Genomic DNA, 24,850 nt, shown 5'->3' with positions numbered 1-24,850 from the left:
CGGTGATCATCAAAATCTTCGCTGCTCGCATCGCTTCCTCCCTCAAAACCAACGCACAGCACTCTATCAAAGCCTCTACGGTCGCGGGTATTAGGGGAATACGACACGCCATTTATGACCTTGCTTACGGCGCCGGCGCACGGCTGATGTCCGGGATTGCGCAGGCTTCACCGCCGCCAAAGAGACGAGAGCGTGTTAGAAACCGCTTCTCTCGTCCATTATCGAGCGAGAACATGCCGCCGCGTCCCGGCACGACGTCGATGATGAGCTGTGTGTGCTTCCAGGCCTCGAACTGGCTGCCACTGATATAAACCGGCACGCCGCCAATCTCGCCGAGCTTGACGTCGTTGTCACCGATCATGAACTCGCCTGCCGGATAGCACATCGGCGACGAGCCGTCGCAACAGCCGCCCGACTGATGAAACAGGATATCCGGATGATCCTGCTGTATCTCGCGGATAAGCTCGAGCGCCTTGTCGGTCGCGAGCACCCGCGGTTCCGATCCACCGTCGTTCATCATGATCCTCCATCTCCGCCTGTAAATGCTTGAAGGCTCCCGGCCGCGGCTGGGAGCCTTGACGGCTTGATTGGGAGATCTCAGAAGAAGCCCAGAGCCTTCGGGCTGTAGCTCACCAGCATATTCTTGGTCTGCTGGTAGTGATCGAGCATCATCTTGTGCGTCTCGCGCCCGATACCCGATTGCTTGTAGCCGCCGAAGGCCGCGTGGGCCGGATAGGCATGATAGCAATTCGTCCAGACGCGACCGGCTTGGATCTCACGGCCAAAGCGATAGGCACGATTGCCGTCGCGGGTCCACACACCGGCACCGAGGCCGTAGAGCGTGTCATTGGCGATCTCAAGCGCTTCCTTCTCGTCCTTGAAGGTCGTCACAGAAACAACCGGGCCGAAGATCTCCTCCTGGAACACACGCATCTTGTTGTGCCCCTTGAAGATGGTCGGCTTGATGTAATAACCGCTCGACAGCTCGCCACCGAGATCGGCGCGCGCGCCGCCCGTCAGCACCTCGGCGCCTTCCTGCCTGCCGATATCGAGATAGGAGAGGATCTTCTCCATCTGCTCGCTCGATGCCTGGGCGCCGATCATGGTTGCCGCATCAAGCGGATTGCCCTGCTTGATGGCTTCCACGCGCTTGACGGCCCGCTCCATGAAGCGATCGTAGACCGATTCCTGGATCAAGGCGCGGCTGGGGCATGTGCAGACTTCGCCCTGGTTAAGCGCGAACATCGCAAAACCTTCGAGCGCCTTGTCAAAGAAATCATCGTCTTCGGCCGCGACATCGGCAAAGAAGATGTTCGGCGACTTGCCGCCAAGTTCGAGCGTGACGGGGATCAGGTTCTGGCTGGCATATTGCATGATCAGCCGGCCCGTCGTCGTCTCGCCGGTAAAGGCGATCTTGGCGATGCGCGGGCTGGTGGCCAGCGGCTTGCCGGCTTCGAGGCCGAAGCCATTGACGATGTTGAGCACGCCCGGCGGCAGGAGATCGCCTACGAGTTCGGCCCAGACCAACAGCGAGGCCGGTGTCTGCTCGGCCGGCTTGATGACGACGCAATTGCCGGCGGCCAGTGCCGGCGCAAGCTTCCAGGCGGCCATCAGGATCGGGAAATTCCACGGAATGATCTGACCGACGACGCCAAGCGGCTCATGGAAATGATAGGCGACGGTGTCATGGTCGATCTCGCCGATCGAGCCTTCCTGGGCGCGAATGCAGGAGGCGAAATAGCGGAAATGGTCGATCGCGAGCGGAATATCGGCTGCCATTGTTTCGCGGATTGGCTTGCCATTGTCCCAGCTTTCGGCCTGCGCCAGCACTTCCAGCTTGTCTTCCATGTGCTGGGCGATTTTCATCAGGATATTGGAGCGCTCGGTGGTAGACGTCCGCGCCCACTTGTCCTTGGCCGCATGGGCGGCGTCGAGGGCGGCGTTGATGTCCTTTTCATCGGAGCGCGGTATCTCGCAGATCTTGCCGCCGGTGATCGGCGTGAGGTTGTCGAAATACTTGCCGGCGATCGGTTCGCGCCACTCGCCACCGATATAGTTGCCATATTTCAGCTTGAACGGAGATTCGACGATCTTCTGATGCAGCATGCCATCCTCCCTTGGTCGGCAGGTCCGGTCAACGAACCCATGGGAGAAGTCTGAGTGCATATGCTTTCGGACGGTAGGCCCATCGGGTAATGCTGCAGTGCACAGTGTCGCAACCCTGCGACATCTGCCTAAACAAATGCTCCGTCTTTAGAGGTCAGTGCAGATTGAGCCGGTTCATCTTCCGATGCAGCGTCGAACGGCTCATGCCGAGCGCCGCGGCCGCCTGCGAGACATTGCCGTTGGCGCGCGAAAGAGCTCTGAGCAGGGCGGCGCGTTCGGCCTCCAGGAGATCCTCACCCCCGGCCCCCTGCTCGCGCAGAATATCGGAAGCAGGAATTCCCGCCGCGATGCGATGATCGTCAAGCTTCAGCGCAAGGCGGGCCGCCCGTGTCGCGCCGAGCACGAGATCGTTGCGGTCGACGGCGAGCAGCGCGGAGTTGGAGGCCGTCTCCGTCGGTACCATGACGAAGCGCGCACCGGCAAAGGCACTGCGGAAAAGATTGAGCTCGATCCGCATCGCCGCATCGCGCACCGTCTGCGACAGGATCGCCAGGGTCGCGTCGTTGACATCGTCGCGGCAGCTGGAAATGTCGAGCGCGCCGGCGAGCTGGCCGCGATGATCGCGGATCGGCGCCGTGGTGCAGCTGAGATTGATGTTGGAGCAGAAGAAGTGCTGATCGCGAAAGATCGCAACGGCCCGCTCGTCGGCAAGCGCCGTGCCGATGCCATTGGTGCCGATGCTGGCTTCGGTCCAGACGGAACCTGTCCACAGGCCAAGGTCGTGGAATTCCTTGTCGTCGCCGGCAGCACCTCGGCGCTCGAGCGCGATGCCGTCTCGATCGGTCAGAAGCAGGCAGCAGCCGGCCTTGCCGACCGCAAGGAAAAGACGGTCCAGTTCGTTCGAAGCTTCGGCGACCAACCGCTGCGAGCGCTCCAGCGCCGCCTGGAATTCCTGGCCCGCCAGTCGTATCGGCAGACGCTTATCTTCCGGCGCAAGGCGATGCATGGTCATGCAGCGACGCCAGGATGCGACGACTGAAGAACTTGCCGCGGCCGATTGCGCGGACGCGTAGACCTGATCCGCATGCGCGGAATATTCGTGCATCTGGCTCCTCCCACCGAACGCTGCCCTGATTGTCGCTAAAAAAGGCAGCCGAGGCAATCCTCCCCTCGCTTTGTGAGCGCGGCTGCGAAATTCCGCTGCTATCTCTCTGGCGAAAAAGCCTTTTTTTGCTTCGTCCGCTTTTCCTGCCGGCATTGCGATATTCAGAAAAGTGAACCTGGCCCGACGAGAGGCCAATGTCGCAGTTAGTCGTCCGGGCGGCTGAAATGCATGCCGCTCGGCGCTGCAGACGCGCTGCATGGCGGCTTTCAGGCATCTGTCAGCGTATTGCTGTAGCAGCCTCACCAAGGGAAACACAGCGTAAGGCCTTATTCGCGGGCATCAGCGAATGATCGGCAGCAATGGGAAGTCGGCTTCATGCAGGCATGGCAGCGGAAACAGGAGGTCATGAAAGAGGCGCTGGAGCATTCCGCGAAAACCTGTCGCAGGCGTCTGATCGGTGGCGTCCGATGTTTCTTCAATACCCCTGCCATCGCGCCTCCCGAAAATCGCGCATTTCTCGAGCGCCCTATCACCATCATCGCCGTCTTCCTTGCCCTGTCATTGCTCGTGATGGCGACTTCAGACTACCCCTTGGGCGTCTGGATGAAATCGTTCCCTGAGCAATTGCGCGGAATGGCGAAATGGATCAGCAGCCTCGGCACAGGGCTGCTGGTGCTCTCATTCAGCGGCACATTGCTGATGTTCGCCATCCTCGCTCCCGCGTACAAATTGCGCAAATCGATGCGAACCGGCGCAGACCTCATCGCCACCGCGGCTGTATTCGTCTTCCTGGCGGTTGCCGGCGGCGGCATTGTCGCTTCGCTCGCCAAGAACATCATTGGCCGTGCCAGACCGGAACTCCTGCAGACGAACGGCGCCTTTTATTTTCGCCCCCTTGCCCTACACGCCGACTTCGCATCCTTTCCCTCCGGACATTCGGCAACAGCCGGCGCCATGGCGATGTCGCTGGCGCTCGTCTTCCCTCGCCTTCGCCCCATATTCATGCCGGTCGGCGTCCTGATCTGCCTGTCGCGCCAATGGGTCGGTGCCCACTGGGCGAGCGACACGCTGATGGGCTGGGGCGTCGGCGTCGCCTTCACCCTGTGGCTGGCGCACGCCTTCGCGCGGCGGCATCTCCTCTTTGCCTATGATTCCGATGGCCGCCTGCGCCTGGGAGAGCAATACAAGGCAATTCTGGCCGTCCGGCGCGCTTTGATACGGCGCATGCCTCTGGTCGGCAAAAAACCGATACCTGCGGCAAAGACGTGTCCTTCACAGTCCCACCCGCACATCAAACCTTTGAAGTTCAGTCCTGATCCCAAAGGCGATTCTTCGGCACGGCTTGCAGACCTGCAGACCGGCGCGCCTCAAATGCCTGCCTTCCCCATGTGAATGCAAAATGATCGAACGCAGCGACGGATTTACCGATCGCAGCCGTTTAAGCGCTGAAGGGATAACAGCATCAAACTTCCCTTAGGACGAATGAGGACATCATGAGAAAGATCATCTTGCTGGCTTTTGCAGCAGCTGCCAGCTTCGCCGCGATCTCGCCGGCCGAGGCTCGCGACGGATGCGGCATCGGCTTCCATCGCGGCCCTTATGGCTATTGCCGCCCGAATGGGCCCCCGGTTGTGGTCGTGCCTGCAGTTCCGGCCTATGGCGTGTTTTATCCCGGCCGCGGCTACTGGGACGGACATCGCTACTGGGTACATCGCGAATGGTGGCACGGCGGCTGGCGCTATCGCTAAGCCCGTCTTTTGATGGAATCCCGGCCCGGTCATCGAGATCGGCCGTGCCGTTCGTCGAACCGATCGTTCGCTACCGAGCCGGGTTACAGCAAATTGACCAGACACGATAGAGACGGCCGGCCGTGGCGCCCAAAGCTGGTCGTCATCGGCCCAGCTTCGGCCGATGACAAGCGATACGCCACATCGTCAACCCGCCGCATTCGCAGCGCTGAGGACGGCCTTGACGCTTGCGGTCGCAGCATCGTCATCGATGCCAACGCCGAAAATCTGGGTGCCGTCCGGCCGGACGCATTGCAGATAAGCAGCCGCTTTCGCCTCGCTTCCGCGGCGAAGCACATGCTCCTGATAGTCCATAACGCCGAGCGTCACGCCGAATGTCTCGGCAATCGCGGCAAGCACCGCCGAGATGAGCCCGTTGCCGCGGCCGCTGACGGCAACGTCCCGACTGCCATGGCGAATCCGGCCGGTGAAAATGCGCTCCGCACCGGCGCCCTTGCGGAAGCCGCCTTCGTAATCGACAAGCTCGAAGCTTTCGACATCATCGACATGATAGGCGTGCACGAACGCCTTCCAGATATCCTCGGCCGTCAGTTCCCGCCTGGTGCTATCGGCGAGAAGCTGTACCCGCTTGCTGAAATCGACCTGCATGGCGCGGGGCAGCTTCAAGCCCTTATCCTGCTCGATGACCCAGGCGACACCGCCCTTGCCCGATTGGCTGTTGACACGGATGACGGCCTCATAGCTCTCGCCGATATCGGCGGGATCGACAGGCAAATAGGGCATTTCCCAGATGCCGTCATTGCGTCGCTCGTGTGCGGCAAACCCTTTACGGATGGCATCCTGATGCGAACCGGAGAATGCGGTGTGCACCAACTCGCCCGCATAAGGATGGCGCGGGTGGATAGAGATCCTATTGCAATATTCCACCGTCTTGACCACGTCGCGGATCGACGGAAAGGTCAGGCCGGGATCGATGCCTTGGGTGTAGAGGTTCAAGGCCAGCGTCACCAGATCGACGTTGCCGGTGCGCTCACCATTGCCGAAGAGGCAGCCTTCGACGCGATCGGCGCCAGCTAGCAGCGCCTGTTCGGCCGAGGCCACCGCCGTACCGCGATCGTTGTGCGGATGGATGCTGATGATGACGGCTTCCCGCCGCGAAATATTGCGGCAGAACCATTCGATTTGGTCGGCATAGACATTCGGCATCGCCACCTCCACCGTTGCCGGCAGGTTGAGGATGGCGGGCCGCTCCACGGTCGGCTGCCAGACATCGAGCACGCGCTCGCAGATTTCCAGGGCGAAATCCGGCTCGGTAAAACAAAAGGTTTCCGGCGAATATTCGAAGGTCCAATCGGTGTCAGGCTGTCTGCGACTTTCCTCCAGCATCGCCGTGACGCCGCTGATCGCCAGATCGACGATCTCGTGCCGCTCCATACCGAAGACGACGCGGCGGAAGAGCGGCGCCGTCGCATTGTAAAGATGGACGATGGCTTTGCGCGCGCCCACGAGGGACTCGAAGGTGCGGGCGATGAGATCGGCGCGCGCCTGGGTGAGCACCTGGATCGTCACATCCTCGGGAATGCGATCCTCCTCGATCAGCGCGCGGACGAAATCGAACTCGATCTGCGATGCCGACGGAAACGCAACCTCGATCTCCTTGAAACCGGAGGCTAGAAGCATGTCGTAGAAGCGCAGCTTGCGCTCGACATCCATCGGGTTGGCGAGCGCCTGGTTTCCATCGCGCAGATCCGTGGAAAGCCAGCGCGGTGCCTCGGCGAGCCGCTTGTTCGGCCATTGCCGATCCGGCAATTCGATGGGCGAGATAAAGGGGCGATATTTGATTTTGGGATTCTTCAGCATGATCCGTTCCGTCACGTGTCGGTAAATTCAGGAAAAAGCGGACAGCAGCCTACGGTCGCCGGGATGCCGTCAGGCCCGACGACCGCCGGTAAGTCGCAGCGCAACGGAAAGCTGAAGGGAAGCGAGCACGCAGAATACGGCACCGATGTTCGCCCGCATGTGCAGCGATGCGATGGCAGCGAGATGCGGCCGATCTGATCGATGCAGATTGTGGGAGAGGACGGACACGGAAGGAGAGATCCTGTTTGAAAGGAACTCTAGGTTATCGCTAAAGGCTCTGATATTCTCGCGCGAATGGATCAATCATCGTCGCAAAAGGATCAAACCTATCTGTATCACGGCACCGACGTCGCTGAAGGCGTCGCGGTCATCGCACATGACGATCATCACTTCACCAGTTCCCGCCACAGCCATAGCCAGGCGCAATTGCTCTACGCCGTCAGCGGCGTGATCTCCTTGACCACGGAGAGCGGCACCTGGGTCGTGCCGCCGAGCCGCGCGGTCTGGCTGCCGCCGCATCTCGAGCATGTGACGGCAAGCCGCACAAGCATTCAATTTCGTTCGTTGCTGATCGACGCCGACGGCAGAGATACCCTGCCGAAAGACTGCATGGTGGTGGAAGTCACCCCGCTTCTACGCGAGCTCATCCTGCGGCTCGCCGGCCTCGTCGATAAACCCGATCGCAAGGAGGTCGCGGATGCGGTCATTCGCCTGCTGCTTCTCGAACTCGCTTTCCTGCCGGCACAACCGCTGAATTTACCACTGCCGAAACATCCGGTGCTTGCCGCCTTCTGCGAAACCGTGCTTGGCGATCTCGCACATACGATTTCGATCGAAGAAGCCGCAAATGATCTCCACGTGAGCCGGGCGACGCTTATGCGGCTGTTTCAACGCGAGACCGGGTTGAGCTTCGGCCGGTGGCGGCAGCAAGCCCGTATGCTGAAGGCTCTCACCCTGCTCGCGGAGGGTCGGACCATTCTCGATGTCGCGCTGGATTGCGGCTATGAGAGCCCAAGCGCCTTCTCGGCTATGTTCCGGCGTTCGCTCGGACGTTCACCTCGGGATTATTTTCAATCCGCAATACTGACTGGCGAAACCAGCCGGGGCGCCGACTAAGGGCTAGTTTTGCGGGTCGCCTGCCAGGCAGCCGAACATGCGGAAATCATGAAAGGCCTCTTTGAACCGCGCCTTTTGCCGCAGCGTGCCCTCATACCGGAACCCCGTCTTTTCAAGAACCCGATCAGAGGCCGCATTTCCCGGCAATGTCCAGGCTTCGATGCGATTGAGCGCAAAAACGTCGAAGCCGCATCGAACGACAGCCTTTGCTGCTTCGCTCATGAGCCCTTTGCCCCAGGCGGAAGGATGCAGTTCGTATCCGAGCTCGGCACATCTGGCGTGCCGGTCGATACTGTTGAAGCGGATGGCCCCGAGCAAATCGCCGGAAGCCCGATCCTCGATGATCCATGAACAGCCCGCTCCCTTCGGGAAGATTTTGATCATCCATCGCAGGGAGCGCTCGATCTGCGCCATTTTCGGCGCATCGACCCAATTCGAGAACCGTGTGACCTCCGGAATAGAAATCAGCGCATGGAAGTCGTCGCGATCGTCCATGCTCGCCTCGCGAAGCCGCAGCCGGTCGGTCTCAAGTGTGGGAAACGCGTCCTTTGGCGGAACCACTTCTTCAGGCCTTCAGAAAGTTGGCGAGAATGATCTCGCGCCACACGCGGGTCGGCATTATCCAAGCATCCCATGCATTGTACTTGCCGGAATAGATAACGGCGGCAATTCCCGCATCAGGCATCAGCCAGAGCCTTTGACCACCGTTTCCGAAGCCCGCACGCCAAGGGCGTGGATTGGCAAATGCCGGCGCGGGCGCATCTCCGCAAAACCACAGCATGCCATAGTCCAAACCGTCGCCGGTCGAAATCGCCGGCGTAAGGGATCGCGCGATCCACTCTTCCGAAACGATCCTCCGGCCCTTCCACAGGCCCTTTTGCAGAAGCAGCATGCCGATCTTCAGCAAATCGGGCGCCGTCAGGCGCAGTCCGGACGCAGCCGACGCCACGCCGTCATATCCCGACGACCAGTGGAACTTTGTAATATCCAGCGGCTCGAAGAGGGCGGTTTGCGCGAAATCAGGCAAACGCTTGCCGGTGCCCCGCTCGATGATAGCGCCGACCAACGCGACGCTGCCGCCGGAATAAATCCAACGCGTTCCCGGCTCCGCGATCACCGGGCGCCCCAGAACGAAGCGATAGCGATCCGGCGCGTTTTCCATGGCTATTTCGCTGTTTAACGGGTCCGTGTAGGGACGATCCTCGTCCCACTCCATCCCCAGCGTCATCGTCAGCGCATGGCCGATGGTGATCCTGGCGCGGACGGCATCCTCGGCGAGATCGCCATATTCCGGAAATTGCTCGTAAAGGGGTGCATCCGGCGGCGGCACCAATCCCTTGTCCAGCGCGATGCCGTAAAGGAGGCTGACGATGCTCTTGGTCACCGAGCGGAGATCGTGCAGCGTATCCGCATCGAATGCGACGCTGTCGAGCGGAGTGCCCCAATTTTCATCGGAACCAACGCCGTAATACTCCATGAAAACCTGCTGGGAGCGAGCGGCGAGTACGACATGCAGATCGCGCAGCAAGCCGGATTCGATGCCGGCCGCAAACTTGCGGTGAAGGGCCGGGTCAAAACCTATCGACTGCAGGATCTCGCTATCCGAAGCATTCCGCGTCATGCCCATAAACCGAGCCCTCCATTTATGCGATTTCCAGCCTCAAGCTACAATCGAGGCGCGCATTGGGCAAGGCGGCAAAACCGGATTTCGACGCCATATGCGCCCTTTAAGATCAACCCTACCCTCTTTTCAATTCTTCCTCCGGCTCCATCATGAAGGCCGCCACCGTCCTGTTGCGCCCGTCGAGCTTTGCCTTCAGCAAAGCTCCGTCCGCGCGGTTGATCAGTGTTTTGGCGGGTCCGGATGCCGGGGATGAGGCGATGCCGACGGAGACGGAAAGCGGTCCGACAATACGTGCGCGATAGGAAAACGGCGTGGCAAAGATGCGCGCGCGAAGTTGCTCGGCAAGTGCAAAGCCCGCATCGTCGGCCATATCGGTGGCGATGACCGTCAGCTCCTCCCCGCCGAAACGATAGACCGTGCCGGTTTCGGCGACCGTATCGGCGACGATCTGCCCGACATGACGCAGCACTTCGTCGCCGGCATCATGGCCGAACTCATCGTTGAAACGCTTGAAGTGATCGATGTCGATCATCATGCAGATGACCGTGCGGGCTGAATGATCCCGATAAAGATTGTTCAGCATCTCATCCAGGGAGCGCCTGTTCAGCAGGCCCGTCAGCGCGTCGCGCACGGCGAGATTGATCAGCCTGTCACGCAGCTGCAGGTTTGCGATGGCAAGGCCGATATTCTCGGCAATCAGTTCGAGGTAGAGCCTCGGCGCATCGGCGGCAGCGGCATCCTTGGATCGATCTTCGAAATAAAGCAGGCCGATCGCCTCGCCGAGCGCGGTCAAGGGGACGCAAAGGCCGGGCACACCGGAACCATCCAGATGCTGGCAGGGAATATCATTGTCCGCGACGTGGCTGGCATGCGGCCGGCCGCGTCGCAGCCCCCAGCAGGCCGAAGCGGCGAAGGAAAGTTCGGTATGGGCCGGCTCCAGCCACCGGCTGACCTCGGTCAGCGCCGTCCTGCTTTCATTCATCGTATAGAGGCATCCGGCGATGCCCGGAAAGATCTGCGGCACGAACAACGCGACGACCTCGGCAAGTTCGTTCTGGGCATAGCAGGCCTGCAGGCGATGCATCATCTGTAATATGAGATCCTTCGTCTCCAGGTCGCGCTTCCGTTCGGCGTCCAGCCGGTTCCGCTCGAGGCCATTCTCACGAAAGATCTGTATGGCGTCGTTCATCTCGCCGATTTCGTCGCGGCGGCGGTCGGGCGGCACTTCGACGGCGTAGTCCTGCTTGGCCAACCGGTTGACGATCCCGGTCATGCGGATCAGCGGCAGGGCAACCCGGCGCCGCAGGATGAAATAAAGCACGCCGAGAAACACCGCCGCAGTCAAGGCAAGCATCACCTTGGCGACATCGGCCCACAAATCGCTGCGTGCCTGTGCACTGCGCACAGCCGCTTGCGTGCGCGCTGTTGCCATGGCGCGAAATTGGCTCACACCGCTGAGGAGCGCCGTCTGGATGCGTTCATGCTCCGGGCCGAACAGGGCGTCGCGCGCACCTGCCTGATTTCCGCCGGTATAGGCGGCTACTGCCGCTTCCTCGATCTTATCGAGCGCTTCCGCATTGGTTGCCACCTGCCCGACGACCTGCAGTTCGGCGTCGGGAATCCCCGAGCCACGCAGGGAATTGAGCGCGGCATCGCGCCGCCGCTCCTCGCCCTCGTCGCTAGTGAAAGCTTCGAGATGTCTCGCCTCCCCGCGCATCACGTAGAGACGAGCCTCGTCCGTCGTCTCCTCGGCTGCGAGCGCAAGTTCCTCGCCCATGCTGGTCAGCAGCAGGTGCTGCTCCACTGCCTGCCTTTCCTGGATGGCGCTTCGGGCCGAGAGGATGAACGCGACGGCAGACAGCACGGTCAGGACGACGGTGATGCCGTAGGCCCAATTCGTAATCGTCGTAATTCTCATCTGCCGTCCCCTGCGCCTCGCTCATACATGCCTGAAGTACTCCTCTCCTCGAGCCTTCAGCTATGACGTCAGCCTCTATGATAAAACGTGAATAAACAGCGAGGAAAGCCTATTCCGGACCTTTGTGAGGCGCATCCTCGCCAATCCGATCCACGACCATTGCAAACGGCTGGATTCCGACACCCCAATATTTGCAAGCCGCTCTCTCACTCTTTTTTGAATACCGGCCGATCGGCATTGGTATCCTCTGACGGGAATCTCGGTCGCAGCCGAGGGGCCGTCTCCGAGACTCCCGGCTGTCGTCAGGGGTGAGTACGACAGCGCCGACAACAAATCGATTTTCAGGCCGGCAATCCATAAGCCAACTGGAAGTTGGGAAACATAGATTTAAAATCCACAAGTGACTGTGCCATTTTGCGGCAGCACTACATGATCCCGAAGTCAATCTGAAACGCATATCATTGGGGATGATGCTTCCTTGCGCACCATCGCCCGACAGCAAAAAGCGGCCTGTGGCTGAAACCATCGACCGTTCCACTGTTTCAGTATCCGGAGCTTACGCCGCCTGGAACGGGAACTGGACGATTTCATCCTGACGGTTGCGGCAGGAACCGCGGCGGGACAGGCCTAAGCAAACTCAGGTGGGTTCAGGGGTTCGGGGGCGCGTAGGTTCTGATATCGCCGAAGGCATAGCCACGTTCGCGAAGCGAACGAATCAAGGTCCTCAGATTATCCTGACCGTTGAATTGGTCCTGGAACATTTCGTCGTGCATCAGCAGGATCATCTTTCCCGGTTGCGTGAAGCGGCCATATTGGAAGAGATGATCAATTTCGCTGACGAGGTGGTCCACCGATTGGACAGGCTTGCCGTCGTCGCTGTGCACCCACTCGAAATCCCAGCCATAGAGATAGAAACCCGCTTCCGCGACCAGCTCATAATCCAGCCACTCGCGCTCCCATTGCGCGACATTGATGGAGAGATCCTCCCTCGCGACCGTGGGAAGCCGAAAGACGTCCCTGCCCGGCAATCGCGCATGCACGACCGGCGTCAAGCCGAGCACCTGGTTGGCATGGCGCATATCCGCAACCACCGCCTGGGTATCGGCGTAATATTTCCTGTAGCGATTGTTGGCGTGACTATAGCTATGATTGCCGACGGTCACGAGCGACATGGCCTTGGCTTCGGCAAGCAGGTCGCGCCCAGAGGGAATGGTTTCGACATGCAGGCCGACCATGAACATGGCCGCCGGAACCTTTTCCTCGCTCAGCACGGCAAGAATGTTCCTCGTTCCCGGCAAGGGGCCGTCGTCGAATGTGAAATAGATCGTCTTGTCGGCTGCCTGGGCGCCGATGGCGCATACTGCGAGGAAGATGCTGGCAAGCAGCCATGAGAACACGGCATTCCGTTGATTGTCCAATCCGCCCAAGCCAATCGCCTCCCCGCATGATCGGCGCAAACTGGCATATCGCATCGACCAAGAAAAGTACCGCACTGCGGACGCGACAAAAGCAAAGGGCGCTCTACCCATTTCTGGGGAGCGCCCTTGCTTTTAACCCGGACAGCGAACACCGGCTCGACACGGAAATGTCAGCGGCAGGCCATCGATACAGGTGATGGCGTGCAGATAATCGCGAATCATACCCTTTGCAAGGGCAAGCTTCGAAAAAACTTCGACGCTCCGCCACACGGAAGGACCATGTGGCATCATTCGCACACATGCGCAGTGCCAGGCTTGCCTCAGGCGGCCTTCAAGGCCGCGTCGCGCGGGATCTCGACATCGATCTCCAGCATGGAGACGTCCTTGTCGCGATCCATCTTCACCTGCACCTTATCGCGATCGACCTGCACATGCTTGGCGATGACGGCGAGGATTTCCTCCCTCAGCACGGATACGAGATCCGAGCCCACGGAGGCGCGCTCGTGGGCAAGGAGGATCTGCAGGCGCTCGCGCGCCATGGGTGCAGATCTCTGCTTGCGGAACAGTCCGAAAATGCTCATGCGGCCCTCCTTGCGAAGATCTTGCCGAAGATACCCCGTTTTTCGCCAGGGATGGTGATCGGCACCTGCTCGCCGGCAAGACGGCGTGCGGCGTCGAAATAGGCAAGCGACGGCGCGCAGCGCGCATCGGCAAGCGTGACCGGCGAACCGAGGTTGGACGCGCGCAGGACATCAGTGCTTTCCGGGATGATGCCGAGCAGCGGAATGGAGAGGATTTCCAGCACGTCGTCGACCTTCAGCATGTCGCCGCGTTCCGCGCGACCAGCATCGAAGCGGGTCAGCAGCAGATGCTTTTCCATGCGCTCGCCGCGCTCAGCCTTCAGCGTCTTGGCATCGAGCAGGCCAATGATACGGTCGGAATCGCGCACCGAGGAGACTTCCGGATTGGTGACGACGACGGCGACGTCGGCATGGCGCATGGCAAGGGTGGCGCCGCGCTCGATACCGGCCGGGCTGTCGCAGATGACCCAGTCGAAATAGGTTTTGAGCTCGTTGATGACGCGCTCGACACCCTCGGGTGTCAGATTGTCCTTGTCGCGGGTCTGCGAAGCCGGCAGGAGGAAGAGCGTCTCCAGCCGCTTGTCGCGGATCAGCGCCTGCGGCAGCTTGGCATCACCGTGAATGACGTTAACGAGATCGTAGACGACGCGCCGTTCCGCACCCATGACCAGATCGAGATTGCGCAAACCGACGTCGAAATCGACCACGACGACCTTTTCGCCTCTCTGTGCCAGAGCCGCTCCCAGTGCGGCCGTCGAAGTCGTCTTTCCAACTCCGCCCTTGCCTGATGTGACGACGATTACCTTGCCCATCTCGCTCTCCTGTTTTGGCCGGCTCCGGCTCAGATTAGTTTTTCGGCCATGATCGTTTCGCCATCCAGCCAGAGCTGAACGGCCTGCCCCTTGAGGCCGGGTGATATGTCTTCCGCCATCTTGTAGATGCCATCGATCGCCAGCAGCTCGGCCTCGAGCTTGCGGCAAAAGATACGCGCCGAGGCATTGCCGATCGATCCTGCCATGGCGCGGCCGCGCAGGGCGCCATAGATGTGGACCGATCCGCCCGCAATGACTTCCGCGCCCGACGCCACCGAACCGATGACGGTGACATCGCCTTCGGGAAAGATCACCGACTGTCCCGAACGCACCGGCTCGCGGATGATCAGGGATTGCGTAACCGCACGCACTTCCGGCGGCGGCGCCTTGGGCTCGCTGTTGCGGCGCTCGACGACCGGCTCGGCCTCGGAGACCTCGAAATCGGCAGCCGGGCGACCACCCTTCAGGATCGGCGGCATGCCGGGGCCAGCGATCGATGGGCGCCCACCCTCGATGCCCATGATACTGACATTGCGGGCCGAAAGCTCAGCGAGCAGCTCCTTGAGCTGCGCCTTGTCGATCGGCAGGTCGGTGATGTCCAGCACGACCGGCCGCCCCAGAAAGAAGCCGGCCGAACGGGCTGCTAGGTCGTCAAGCCTGATCAACCACTGATCTAGCGGAAGATCCGGCGAAAGCATGACCGCAAGAAATGAGCGGCCCTTGATACGGATCGAACGAGCGTCTGTTAGCACTTTGGTCATCTATGTGAATAAATCGTTGATCCTGTGTACCGTTGATATGGTTAACAATTGGTTAATACGCGGCTCCATTCGGGCTCGAAGCGCCCCATAAAACGGCGACGCTCGCGAGCGCCGACGGCTCGTTGGAGCTGGGGTCGTAGACGCATGGAGCGGCGAAAATCGCAGCTCCTGCAAGGAGAAGAATGATAGCCTTCATGTGATCCTCCATGCGCAACGCATGACCTGCCTTGCCTGAAATTCGATCTGATAAAAATTAACGATTCGGCGCACCGCACCTTCCGGAGCGGCGCGCAATATCGCGGCTTGGGTGATTCTCAGGCGAGCCTCAGTTCGACATTGATGTTGCCGCGAGTCGCCTTCGAATAGGGGCAGGTCTGGTGGGCTTCTTCGACCAGCGCACGTGCCAGTTCAGGCTCGATACCGGGCATGCTGATGGTCAGGCGCGCCTGGAGGAAATAAGCACCTTCCGTAGTGCCCAGATCCACTTCGGCATCGACGGCGAGATCGGCCGGAAGCTTGATCTTGCGCTTTCCCGCGGCAAGACCCATTGCGCCGATAAAGCAGGCCGACCAGCCGGCGGCGAAGAGCTGCTCGGGATTGGTGCCGGCATGGGCGCTGCCGGGAGGCGAAAGCTTGACATCCAGCTGGTTGTCATCGCTGCGCGCGAAGCCATCGCGGCCGCCGATGGTGTGGGTCCTGCCGGTGTAGAGAACCTTGTCGATCTTGGTCATGGAACACTCCTTTGTTGCGTTGCCCGTCTGCTATGTCGGGAGGGCAACGTCTGTTGACGGAGTTGTTTTTGATGGATCGACGTATCCGGCATGTTTCGAGAATCGCCGGAAGTGTTACAAAGCGTAGGCTCCAACGAGCCGGATACAAATGCTTACAAATCGGCCGAAAATCTTTTGAAGAGGCCGATCAGGAAATGACGACTTCGGCCGCCAAGCCACCGCCTTCACGGTTGTAGAGTCTGACGGAGCCACCGAGCGTCTGGGCTAGCTGCTGGGCAATCGCCAGACCAAGCCCGGTGCCGCCGGTGTTGCGGTTGCGCGATTGCTCCAGCCGGAAGAAGGGCTGCATGGCTGCCTCGATCTGATCCTGCGGAATGCCGGGACCGCGATCCAGAACGGTGATCGCAACCTGGCCCGTATCCCGCCGCTCCACGGCGATTTCCGCCGCACCGGCGAATTTCAGGGCATTGTCAATGAAGTTGGTGAGGATGCGACGTAGCGCGTGCGGCTTCGTCGTCGCTGTGCCCTGGATGAGGCCAAGAATCTCGACGGATTTGCCGGTGTCCTGATAATCGTAGCTGATGCTTTCGATGAAGGAGGCGAGATCGATGCGTGCGCTCTTCTCGCCATTGCCATGGGCGCTGCGCGCATAGGCAATCCCATCCTGCACCAGACGCTCGATCTCGCCGAGATCCTGCAGCAGCTTGGTCTTCTCGGGCGAATCGTCGGCAATGTCGGCGCGCAGGCGCATGCGGGTGATCGGCGTCTGCAGATCGTGCGAGATCGCCGCAAGGATCTGCACCCGCTCTTCGAGATAGTGCGCGATTCGATCCCGCATGGCGTTGAAGGCCCTGGCTGCATGCGCCACTTCGCTCGGCCCCCGGTCGCTCAAGGCCGGGCTCTTGTTGTTGGGATCGAGCGCATCGGCCGCGGCAGCCAGCTCGGCGAGCGGACGTGTAGCCTGTCGCACGGCAAGCCAGGTACAAAGCACGATCAACAGCATCTGGACGACGAAGACATAGGGCAGCCATGCCGCGATCGGCATGACCCCCTTGGGCGTGACATCGATCGTCAGCGGACTGCCGTCGCTCAGATTGAGATGTGCCTGCAGCCGTGAGATCGGCCCTGGTATCGATTCCATGCGGATGGGAAAGCGATGGCCAACCGCATCCTCTATCTTGGCGGCGATCTCCGCGCCATGCGCGGAGGTATCGGGCACACCAGGCAGGCCCGTCCCCAGCTCGAAATTGTAGTTGCCGCGGCTCAGCCAGTCGACGAAATTCGCCCTCTCATCGGCCGGCAGGCGGTCGAGAACCGCGATAGAGGTGGCAACGTCGTTTTCCAGCGTACCGAGCATGACCGCCTTTGCCGACATGTAGCGCTCGATATAGAGCACGCTGAACGACAGACCGTAAGCGATCGCAAGCCCGGCCAGCAGGATCAGCGAAATACGTGCACGCAGGGTGCTCGGCCACCACGGCCGGTGACCTGGAAGGTCAACCGCGGTCATGGGCGAAGCTCCGCAATTTCCACCGGCACGGAGAAGACATAGCCTTCGCTGCGCACCGTCTTGATATACATCGGCTCGCGCGCGTCATCCCCCAGCCGCTGGCGAAGACGGCTGACGAGCAGGTCGATGGAGCGATCGAAGAGATCGGCGTCGCGGCCCTGGGTGAGATTCAGAAGCTGGTCGCGATTGAGCACCCGCTGCGGGTGATCGATGAAAACGCGCAGCAGGCGGTATTCGGCACCGCTGAGCGTGATTTCCGTTCCATCCTTGTCGAGCAGATGACGGCCGACCGTATCGAGCCGCCAATCGCCGAAGACCAGCAATTGACCGGCTTCGCTGATCTGCAAGTTGGGCGGCAGCATGCGGGTGCGCCGAAGAACCGCCTTGATGCGGGCGAGCAGCTCGCGGGCGGCAAACGGCTTTGCCAGATAATCGTCCGCGCCCATCTCCAGGCCGAGAATGCGGTCCATTTCGTCGCTGCGCGCCGTCAGCATCAGAATGGGCGTCGCCTTGTGCTTTCCGGCGCGAAGCTCGCGACAGAGCACGAGGCCGTCATCGCCCGGCATCATCACGTCGAGTACGATCAGATCGACCGAGTTGGCCTCGAGAAAGCTGCGCATCTGCCGGCCGTCGGCGGCCGTCGTCGCCCGCAAGCCATTCTTCTTCAGATAGCTCGACACCAGCTCACGGATCTCCCGATCGTCATCCACGATCAGGATATGGTCGATATGCTCCATTTCGATTTCCCGCTCAACATCGTAAGCACCAACCTACGAATAATCATTCCTCGTCGCGCCAACGGCAGCGGGCGCCGGCTTTGCCGGCACCCACTCGCACACTACCGCCGAACTAGAAACGATCAACATCTATCACAGCCTGGGCGAAGGCTTGCGGCGCTTCCTGCGGAAGATTGTGACCGATGCCGCTGGTGATGGTGCGATGCTCGTACTTGCCCGAGAACTTGCCGCGATAGGCCGCAGGCTCCGGATGCGGCGCACCGTTGGCATCGCCCTCCATGGTGATGGTCGGGATCGAAATCACCGGACCTGCGGCCAGCTTCTTCTCATAGGCATCGAACTTTGCCTCGCCTTTGGCGAGATCGAGGCGCCAGCGGTAGTTATGGATGACAATGTCGACATGGTCGGGATTGTCGAAGGCTGCAGCCGAACGATCGAAAGTGGCGTCGTCGAAAGCCCATTGCGGCGAGGCGGTGTGCCAGATCAGCTTTGCGAAATCATGGCGGTTTTCCTGATAGCCAAGGCGACCGCGCTCGGTTGCGAAATAAAACTGATACCACCATGCGAGCTCGGCCTTCGGCGGCAAGGGCTTGCGGTTGACTTCCTGGCTGCCGATGAGATAGCCGCTGACCGACACCAGCGCCTTGCAACGCTCGGGCCAAAGTGCCGCCATGATGTCAGCGGTGCGGCCGCCCCAATCGTAGCCGGCAACGACAACCTTTTCGATCTTCAGCGCGTCGAGCAGCGCAATCATGTCGACGGCAAGGGCTGCCTGCTGACCATTGCGCGGTGTGTCCCTCGAAAGGAAGCGTGTGGTTCCGTAACCGCGAAGATAGGGAATGATGACCCGGTAGCCGGCGCCGGCAAGAAGCGGTGCGACATCGACGAAGCTGTAGATATCATAGGGCCAGCCATGCAGCAGCAGGACGACCGGGCCGTTGGCCGGACCGGCTTCGGCGTAACCGACATTGAGCACGCCGGCATCGATCTGCTTCAGCGCGTCGAAGGATGTATGGCTTCCTGCCTTGATCGCCGGCAGGGCCGATGTGGAAGCCTTTGTTTCTTGCGCACCGGCGATGGCAGGCAGGCCGAATTCGGCAGCGGCAACGGCGGCGGCGGCAATACCAAAGAAGCGGCGGCGGTTGTGATTGATTTCCTCGGACATCTCTATCTCCTGTCGATTGGATCGTGAGCATAAGAAAGCCAGCCGCATGTATCGCCGATGTGTCGCCGATCGCCTTGTTTTGAATGCCTATGTAGCTTCCGGCCGCCAGGATACAGTCTGATACAATTGGCGGCTCCTGGCGGCAACGCCTCGGCAAACAGCCGGGCTCGCTGAAAACCGCGCCACCCCCATCCGATTTGTATCGCAGTGTATCGAAGCCCGAGACCTCGACGTTTCGGTACATTCTGCCACCCAATCGGACACATTCGGGATACGTCGCCACAGGCAGATAGCGTCACTGCTGGCCACGGCATGTCGCCGTCCGCAGCCGGTCAATCGCTTCCAAAGGAACAAGACGATGACGCTTCTCATCATAGCCTATCTCGGCGGTGCGCTGACGATCCTCAGTCCGTGCATCCTGCCCATCCTCCCCTTCGTCTTTGCCCGCGCCGGGCAGCCCTTCGTCCGGAGCACGCTGCCCATGCTTGCAGGCATGGCACTTACCTTTGCCATGGTCGCAACGCTTGCCGCAGTCGGCGGCGCCTGGGCGATCCGCGCCAATGAATATGGTCGCCTCGCAGCCATCGTTCTGCTGGGCCTCTTCGGCCTTAGCTTGATTTCACCGCGCATCGCCAGCGCTCTCTCCCGGCCGGCGGTCGATCTCGGCAACAATCTCCTGAACGCCGCCGGCGCGCATCGCGCAACAGCGAGCGTCAGAAGCTCCTTCGTGCTCGGCATCGCAACCGGCCTGCTCTGGGCGCCGTGCGCCGGCCCGATCCTCGGGCTCATCCTGACAGGCGCAGCCTTGAAGGGTGCCAATCTGCAGACGACAATCCTGCTGCTTGCCTATGGGGCCGGCGCCGCCACTTCGCTTGCCGTTGCACTCTTTGCCGGTGGCAAGATCTTTGCCCGCATGAAGCAATCACTCGGCCTCAGCGAGCGCATCCGGCAGTTTGCCGGTGCCGCAGTTCTCGCCGGCGTTGCTGCGATCGCCCTTGGCCTCGATACCGGCCTTCTCGCCCGCCTTTCCTATGCCAGCACCGGCTCCTTCGAGCAGGCCCTGCTGAATAAACTGCCTAGCAAGAGCGCAAACCCAGGGACCGAAGTTGCCAGCAACAACGCGATGAAGATTGCCAGCGACGCGACGCGCCCCTTCCATAGCGACCTGCCCGTCGAAGGCCCCGCGCCATCGCTCGATGGCGCCGTCACCTGGCTGAACTCTCAGCCGCTGACGACGGCCGGGCTTCGCGGCAAGGTCGTGATCGTCGATTTCTGGACCTATTCCTGCATCAACTGCATCCGCACCATTCCCTATGTGCGTGCCTGGGCGGAAAAGTATAAGGATCAGGGCCTCGTCGTCATCGGTGTCCATGCCCCCGAATTCGCCTTCGAGAAGAATGTCGACAACGTCAAGCAGGCGATCGCCGACTTCAAGATCAACTATCCGGTTGCGATCGACAACGATTACCGCATCTGGCGCGCCTTCGAGAACAACTACTGGCCTGCACTTTACCTGATCGATGCCAAGGGACAGGTTCGCTACCAGCACTTCGGCGAAGGCAACTATCGCCAGACCGAACAGGCGATCCAGGACCTTCTGCGCGAGGCCGGCAGCAACATGGCCCAAAGCGGCCCGGTCGTTCCGGATGCAAAAGGCGCGGAAGCAAGCCCCGATCTTAGCCATATCCGCTCCGGCGAGACCTATGTCGGCTACAAGCAGGCAACGGGCTTTGCTTCGCCTGAAGGCGTAAAAGCCGACACCGCAGCCGACTATTCGATTGCCGATCCCGCCCTCAACCAGTGGGGACTGGCAGGCACATGGACGATCGGCCCGGAAGAGGCGACACTCGACAAGGCAGGCGGCAGCATCAGCTATCGCTTCAGCGCCCGCGACCTGCACCTCGTCCTCGGGCCTTCGGCAGACGGAAAGCCGATCCGCTTTCAGGTGACGGTAGACGGAAAGATACCCGGCCCCGACCACGGCTCCGATATCGACGCCGGCGGCAATGGCACCGTGACCGAAACCAAGCTCTACCAGTTGGTCCGTCAATCCGGTGACGTCACCGCACGTAACTTCGAGATCCATTTTCTTGATCCCGGCGTTCAGGCCTATGCCTTCACTTTCGGCTGAAATCCCCTCTCACCCCAAGCATGAACCTCAACTGACAGGAGTTACCCCATGAAGACCCGTTTTCTCTCCATCATCGCTCTCGGCCTTGCCGCAAGCACCTTTGCCATTGCTGCACAGGCAGCCGAGATCAAGAACATCGTTATCGTCCACGGCGCCCTTGCCGACGGTTCGGGATGGCGCAAGACCGCCGAGATCCTTGAAAAGGACGGCTTCAAGGTCACGGTCGTGCAGGAACCCATCACCTCGCTTGCCGACGATGTCGCCGCCACCAACCGCGTGCTCGACCTTCAGAACGGCCCGAGCCTGCTCATCGGCCACAGCTATGGCGGCATGGTCATCACGGAGGCGGGCAATCACCCGGATGTCGCAGGTCTCGTCTATGTCGCCGCGTTCCAGCCGGACAAGGGCGAAAGCCTGATCAGCCTCGCAAGCTCCAAGCCGGCGGGCGGCATGAACATCCGGGAAACCAAGGACGGCCAATATCTTTATCTCGATCCAGCGGCCTTCGCGGCGGACTTTGCAGCCGACCTGCCGAAGGACGAGGCCGATTTCATGGCGAAATCTCAGGTCTTCGCCGCGAAGGCCGCCTTTACCGCCAAGGTCGGCGATCCGGCCTGGCGGGCGAAGAAGAGCTGGGCCATTGTTGCAACCAACGACCGCTCCATCAACCCCGAGCTCGAGCGCGACATGGCAAAGCGCGCCGGCAGCGACGTGACCGAAATCAAGGCAAGCCACGCCGTCTTCGCGTCGCAGCCGGAAAAGGTTGCCGCCGTGATCGAGAAGGCAGCCAAGGACGCCGGCAAGTAACGACAAACCGGCGGCGGCCTCATCAATGAGGCCGCTGCTTGCCTTGATCAGGGATCCGGCGATCAGCGGGACGCATTCTGCTCGCGGATCAGATCGATCAGGGCCCGCAGCCGCGCCGGCATCTGGCGGCGCTGAGCAAAATAGAGGCTGAGCCCCGGATAGGGCGGGCTCCAATCCTCCAGCACGGAAATCAGCTTGCCCGCCGCTATGTGCTCGGCAATGGACGCTTCGCTGATATAGGCAAGCCCCGCCCCAGCGAGGGCAGCGCTCAACATCAGGTCGGAAGCATCGAGGGTGAGGCTTCCCGGCGCGTCGATCAATATCGCCTGACCATGCCGCTCGAATTCCCAGCGATAGAGCCTGCCGTTTGCCATACGCGCACGGATGCACGAATGCTGCAGGAGATCACCGGGAACGAGCGGGCGCGGCCTGTCGCTGAAATAGGCAGGTGAGCCGACGACGAGCGAGCGCAGCGTCGGAGCGATTGATATTGCGATCATATCCGTCGGAACGGCCTCGGCAAGCCGGATGCCGGCATCGAAGCCCTTGCCAATGACATCGACCAAGGCATTGTCGGTGACGATTTCAATGTCCACATTCGGATGCCGCCGCCCATATTCGAGGATAAGGGGAACCAGCAGCATGCGCGCCGCACCGGGTGCCATGTTGAGCCGCAGCGTGCCGGACACCGATTCCGACGACACGCCGGCATTCTCGATGGCCCTGTCGATCGCGGCAAGCGCCGGCGCGATCTCCGCCACCAGGCGCTCACCAGCCTCAGACAATGTCACGCTGCGCGTTGTCCTGTTGAAAATCCGCACGGACAGACGCTCCTCCAGCGTGGCGACCGCGTGGCTGAGTGCCGAGGAGGACATGCCGAGTTCACGGGCGGCGGCGCGAAAGCCGCCGTGGCGGGCAACCGCGGCGATCGCTTCGAGCTCCGTCAGGCTTGCCTTCATTGCGCGATTTTCCTTATCAGCCTGTTCCGCTTTGTCCTGCTAGACCGATCAAATAGCGCATCTTACCTCTCTGGTGAAGATAAAGGAGACGCTCATGCGCACCATCGACACGATCTATATCAACGGCAGCTTCGTTCAGCCCCATGGCACGGAAGAAGCCCCTCTTTTCAATCCAGCCACGGAAGAGCAAATCGGCACCGTTCGCCTTGGCGACGAGCAGGATGTCGACAATGCCGTCAGCGCTGCCAAGGCAGCATTTGCGAGCCAGTCGCAAAGCTCGAAGGCCGAGCGCGTCGCCATGCTGCACAGCCTGCACGATGCGGTCGAGACTAGAGCCTCCGATCTCACCGACGCCATGCGCGAGGAATATGGCGCGCCGGCATCCTTCATCGGCTTTTCGGTGCCGCACGCCGCCACGGCGTTTCTCCACATGGCCAAGACGCTCGACAATTATGAATTTCGTCGTCGCATCGGCCATGCGGAAATCGAAATGCGCCCTGCCGGCGTGGCAGCCGCCATCACGCCGTGGAACAGCAATTACGGCTTCATCTGCAGCAAACTTGCCACCGCCATTGCCGCGGGCACGACCATGGTGATCAAGCCGTCGGAAATGAGCGCGATCCAGACGCAGCTCATCACCGAATGCCTGCACGCCGCCGGCCTGCCGAAAGGCGTTTTCAACATCGTCAACGGATACGGTCATGTGGTCGGCGCCGCCCTCAGCAGCCATCGCGACATCGCCAAGATCAGCTTCACCGGCTCGACGGTGACGGGTCGGGCGATCCTCCAGGCGGCCTCAGTGACTTTGAAGCGCGTGACGCTCGAGCTCGGCGGCAAGAGCCCGAACATCATTCTGGACGATGCCGACCTTAATACCGTCATCCCGCAGGTAGTGGCTGCCGGCTTTGCCAATAGCGGCCAGGCCTGCATTGCCGGCACCCGCATTCTCGCGCCGGAAAGCCGGCTGGCGGAAATCCATGACCGACTTGTCCAAGCCGTCGCGACGCTCAAGGTGGGTGATGCAAGCGATCCTGCCGTCAAAATCGGCCCGATGGTCAGCCAGAAGCAATGGGATCGCGTTCAATCCTATATCCGCCTCGGCCAGGAGGAGGGTGCACGGCTGATCGTGGGCGGTGAAGGCCGTCCTGAAGGGCTCGATCGCGGCTGGTTCGTTCGCCCGACGATCTTCTCCGGCGTCAACAACGATATGAGGATCGCCCGCGAGGAGATTTTCGGGCCGGTGCTTTGCGTCATTCCCTATCGCGATGAGGCACATGCGCTCGAAATCGCCAACGATACAGCCTATGGCCTGCAGGCCTATGTCTTCTCGTCCGATATCGCCAGGGCAAAGCGGCTCGCCGAGCGCATCGAAGCCGGCCGGGTCGTCATCAACGGCGCACCGCACGAGCCGCTTGCGCCCTTCGGCGGGTTCAAGCAATCGGGTATCGGCCGCGAATTCGGCACCTATGGCCTGGAATCCTTCCTCGAACCGCGTGCGGTGCTGAGCTGACAGCGCGGAGCCCCGGAGGCCTGAATGGGCCGTCGGGGCTCCCGTTGAAATGCTAGGGCACTCCAGGAAAAGTGCGCCGCGGTTTTCCGTCCGGAATGCATAAACAAACAAGGAGATTGAGCGTTTTCGCAATTCGAAGAAAAGCGGAAATGTTCTAGTGGAAGGTCCCCAGCTCACCACAACCCGACGGCCCGACAAGCTCCCCGTGGCGTTCAGGTTCTCGTTAGGATCACGTTCTATCTTTAGAACAG

The 24,850-nt window shown here is 60.9% G+C and carries 22 protein-coding genes; 6 read left to right on the top strand and 16 right to left on the bottom strand.

Annotation, left to right across the window (positions count from 1 at the left end; translation table 11 throughout):
- Nucleotides 1-124: 124 nt before the first annotated feature.
- The 3 genes from DQ393_RS26270 to DQ393_RS26260 all read right to left on the bottom strand — a co-directional run bounded on the left by DQ393_RS26270 (nt 125) and on the right by DQ393_RS26260 (nt 3,211).
- Nucleotides 125-517: a DUF779 domain-containing protein gene (locus DQ393_RS26270; RefSeq protein WP_112345177.1), complete on the bottom strand. Its 393-nt coding sequence runs from the start codon at nt 515-517 to the stop codon at nt 125-127.
- An 80-nt stretch (nt 518-597) separates the two neighbouring features.
- Entirely contained in the window at nt 598-2,106 is a 1,509-nt protein-coding gene (adh, locus tag DQ393_RS26265; protein ID WP_112344635.1) for an aldehyde dehydrogenase, read from the bottom strand.
- Nucleotides 2,107-2,260: 154 nt separating this feature from the next.
- A complete protein-coding gene (locus DQ393_RS26260; RefSeq protein WP_112344634.1) occupies nt 2,261-3,211 on the bottom strand; it encodes a GAF domain-containing protein in 951 nt (316 codons plus the stop codon).
- A 375-nt stretch (nt 3,212-3,586) separates the two neighbouring features.
- Between DQ393_RS26260 and DQ393_RS26255 the strand changes: the two genes are divergently transcribed.
- The gene (locus tag DQ393_RS26255; protein WP_112344633.1) at nt 3,587-4,603 is read left to right on the top strand and encodes a phosphatase PAP2 family protein; all 1,017 of its coding nucleotides are present in this window, start codon (nt 3,587-3,589) and stop codon (nt 4,601-4,603) included.
- A 101-nt stretch (nt 4,604-4,704) separates the two neighbouring features.
- Nucleotides 4,705-4,959, top strand: coding sequence for a GCG_CRPN prefix-to-repeats domain-containing protein (locus tag DQ393_RS26250; RefSeq protein ID WP_112344632.1), 255 nt, complete (start codon nt 4,705-4,707; stop codon nt 4,957-4,959).
- Between the two features lie 186 nt (nt 4,960-5,145).
- Here DQ393_RS26250 and leuA read toward each other — a convergent pair whose 3' ends face one another.
- The gene (gene leuA / locus DQ393_RS26245; protein ID WP_112344631.1) at nt 5,146-6,819 is read right to left on the bottom strand and encodes a 2-isopropylmalate synthase; all 1,674 of its coding nucleotides are present in this window, start codon (nt 6,817-6,819) and stop codon (nt 5,146-5,148) included.
- A gap of 294 nt (nt 6,820-7,113) precedes the next feature.
- On the opposite strand from leuA, the gene DQ393_RS26240 reads away from it, so the two are divergent.
- Nucleotides 7,114-7,935 carry an AraC family transcriptional regulator gene (locus tag DQ393_RS26240; protein WP_112344630.1) on the top strand — a complete coding sequence of 274 codons (822 nt, stop codon included), beginning with the start codon at nt 7,114-7,116 and terminating at the stop codon, nt 7,933-7,935.
- Nucleotides 7,936-7,938: 3 nt separating this feature from the next.
- On the opposite strand, the gene DQ393_RS26235 is transcribed toward DQ393_RS26240, so the two are convergent.
- From DQ393_RS26235 to DQ393_RS26180, 11 genes are all read right to left on the bottom strand, one after another.
- Complete coding sequence (locus DQ393_RS26235; RefSeq protein WP_112344629.1) at nt 7,939-8,496, bottom strand: GNAT family N-acetyltransferase; 558 nt, start codon at nt 8,494-8,496, stop codon at nt 7,939-7,941.
- Nucleotides 8,497-8,500: 4 nt separating this feature from the next.
- Nucleotides 8,501-9,562 carry a serine hydrolase domain-containing protein gene (locus DQ393_RS26230; protein ID WP_112344628.1) on the bottom strand — a complete coding sequence of 354 codons (1,062 nt, stop codon included), beginning with the start codon at nt 9,560-9,562 and terminating at the stop codon, nt 8,501-8,503.
- Between the two features lie 112 nt (nt 9,563-9,674).
- A complete protein-coding gene (locus DQ393_RS26225) occupies nt 9,675-11,477 on the bottom strand; it encodes a sensor domain-containing diguanylate cyclase (protein WP_112344627.1) in 1,803 nt (600 codons plus the stop codon).
- A gap of 647 nt (nt 11,478-12,124) precedes the next feature.
- On the bottom strand, nt 12,125-12,904 hold the full coding sequence (locus tag DQ393_RS26220) for a polysaccharide deacetylase family protein (RefSeq protein WP_112344626.1): 780 nt from the start codon (nt 12,902-12,904) through the stop codon (nt 12,125-12,127).
- Between the two features lie 311 nt (nt 12,905-13,215).
- A complete protein-coding gene (gene minE, locus DQ393_RS26215) occupies nt 13,216-13,476 on the bottom strand; it encodes a cell division topological specificity factor MinE (RefSeq protein WP_112344625.1) in 261 nt (86 codons plus the stop codon).
- Nucleotides 13,473-14,288, bottom strand: coding sequence for a septum site-determining protein MinD (minD, locus tag DQ393_RS26210; protein ID WP_112344624.1), 816 nt, complete (start codon nt 14,286-14,288; stop codon nt 13,473-13,475). The genes minE and minD overlap by 4 nt, the downstream gene beginning before the upstream one ends.
- 29 nt (nt 14,289-14,317) lie before the next feature.
- On the bottom strand, nt 14,318-15,049 hold the full coding sequence (gene minC, locus DQ393_RS26205) for a septum site-determining protein MinC (protein ID WP_112344623.1): 732 nt from the start codon (nt 15,047-15,049) through the stop codon (nt 14,318-14,320).
- Nucleotides 15,050-15,363: 314 nt separating this feature from the next.
- Nucleotides 15,364-15,780 carry an organic hydroperoxide resistance protein gene (locus DQ393_RS26195; protein ID WP_112344621.1) on the bottom strand — a complete coding sequence of 139 codons (417 nt, stop codon included), beginning with the start codon at nt 15,778-15,780 and terminating at the stop codon, nt 15,364-15,366.
- A gap of 187 nt (nt 15,781-15,967) precedes the next feature.
- A complete protein-coding gene (locus DQ393_RS26190) occupies nt 15,968-17,290 on the bottom strand; it encodes an ATP-binding protein (protein WP_112344620.1) in 1,323 nt (440 codons plus the stop codon).
- Nucleotides 17,287-18,027, bottom strand: a complete 741-nt coding sequence (locus DQ393_RS26185) for a response regulator (protein ID WP_112344619.1) — start codon at nt 18,025-18,027, stop codon at nt 17,287-17,289. Before DQ393_RS26185 ends, DQ393_RS26190 begins: the two co-directional genes overlap by 4 nt.
- Nucleotides 18,028-18,139: 112 nt before the next feature.
- Nucleotides 18,140-19,192 (bottom strand): alpha/beta fold hydrolase, encoded by a 1,053-nt coding sequence (locus tag DQ393_RS26180; protein WP_112344618.1) that lies wholly within the window; start codon nt 19,190-19,192, stop codon nt 18,140-18,142.
- Nucleotides 19,193-19,550: 358 nt separating this feature from the next.
- Here DQ393_RS26180 and DQ393_RS26175 point away from each other — a divergent pair, with 358 nt between their 5' ends.
- Nucleotides 19,551-21,323 (top strand): cytochrome c biogenesis protein DipZ, encoded by a 1,773-nt coding sequence (locus DQ393_RS26175; RefSeq protein ID WP_112344617.1) that lies wholly within the window; start codon nt 19,551-19,553, stop codon nt 21,321-21,323.
- 48 nt (nt 21,324-21,371) lie between these two features.
- Nucleotides 21,372-22,130, top strand: a complete 759-nt coding sequence (locus DQ393_RS26170; protein WP_112344616.1) for an alpha/beta fold hydrolase — start codon at nt 21,372-21,374, stop codon at nt 22,128-22,130.
- 62 nt (nt 22,131-22,192) lie between these two features.
- Here DQ393_RS26170 and DQ393_RS26165 read toward each other — a convergent pair whose 3' ends face one another.
- Entirely contained in the window at nt 22,193-23,089 is an 897-nt protein-coding gene (locus tag DQ393_RS26165; RefSeq protein WP_112344615.1) for a LysR family transcriptional regulator, read from the bottom strand.
- A 94-nt stretch (nt 23,090-23,183) separates the two neighbouring features.
- Here DQ393_RS26165 and DQ393_RS26160 point away from each other — a divergent pair, with 94 nt between their 5' ends.
- Nucleotides 23,184-24,599, top strand: coding sequence for an aldehyde dehydrogenase family protein (locus DQ393_RS26160; RefSeq protein ID WP_112344614.1), 1,416 nt, complete (start codon nt 23,184-23,186; stop codon nt 24,597-24,599).
- Nucleotides 24,600-24,850: the final 251 nt, after the last annotated feature.

Source organism: Martinezella tropici (assembly GCF_003287875.1).
Classification (GTDB): domain Bacteria; phylum Pseudomonadota; class Alphaproteobacteria; order Rhizobiales; family Rhizobiaceae; genus Rhizobium; species Rhizobium tropici_C.
This window is presented reverse-complemented; position numbering and strand designations above follow the sequence as displayed.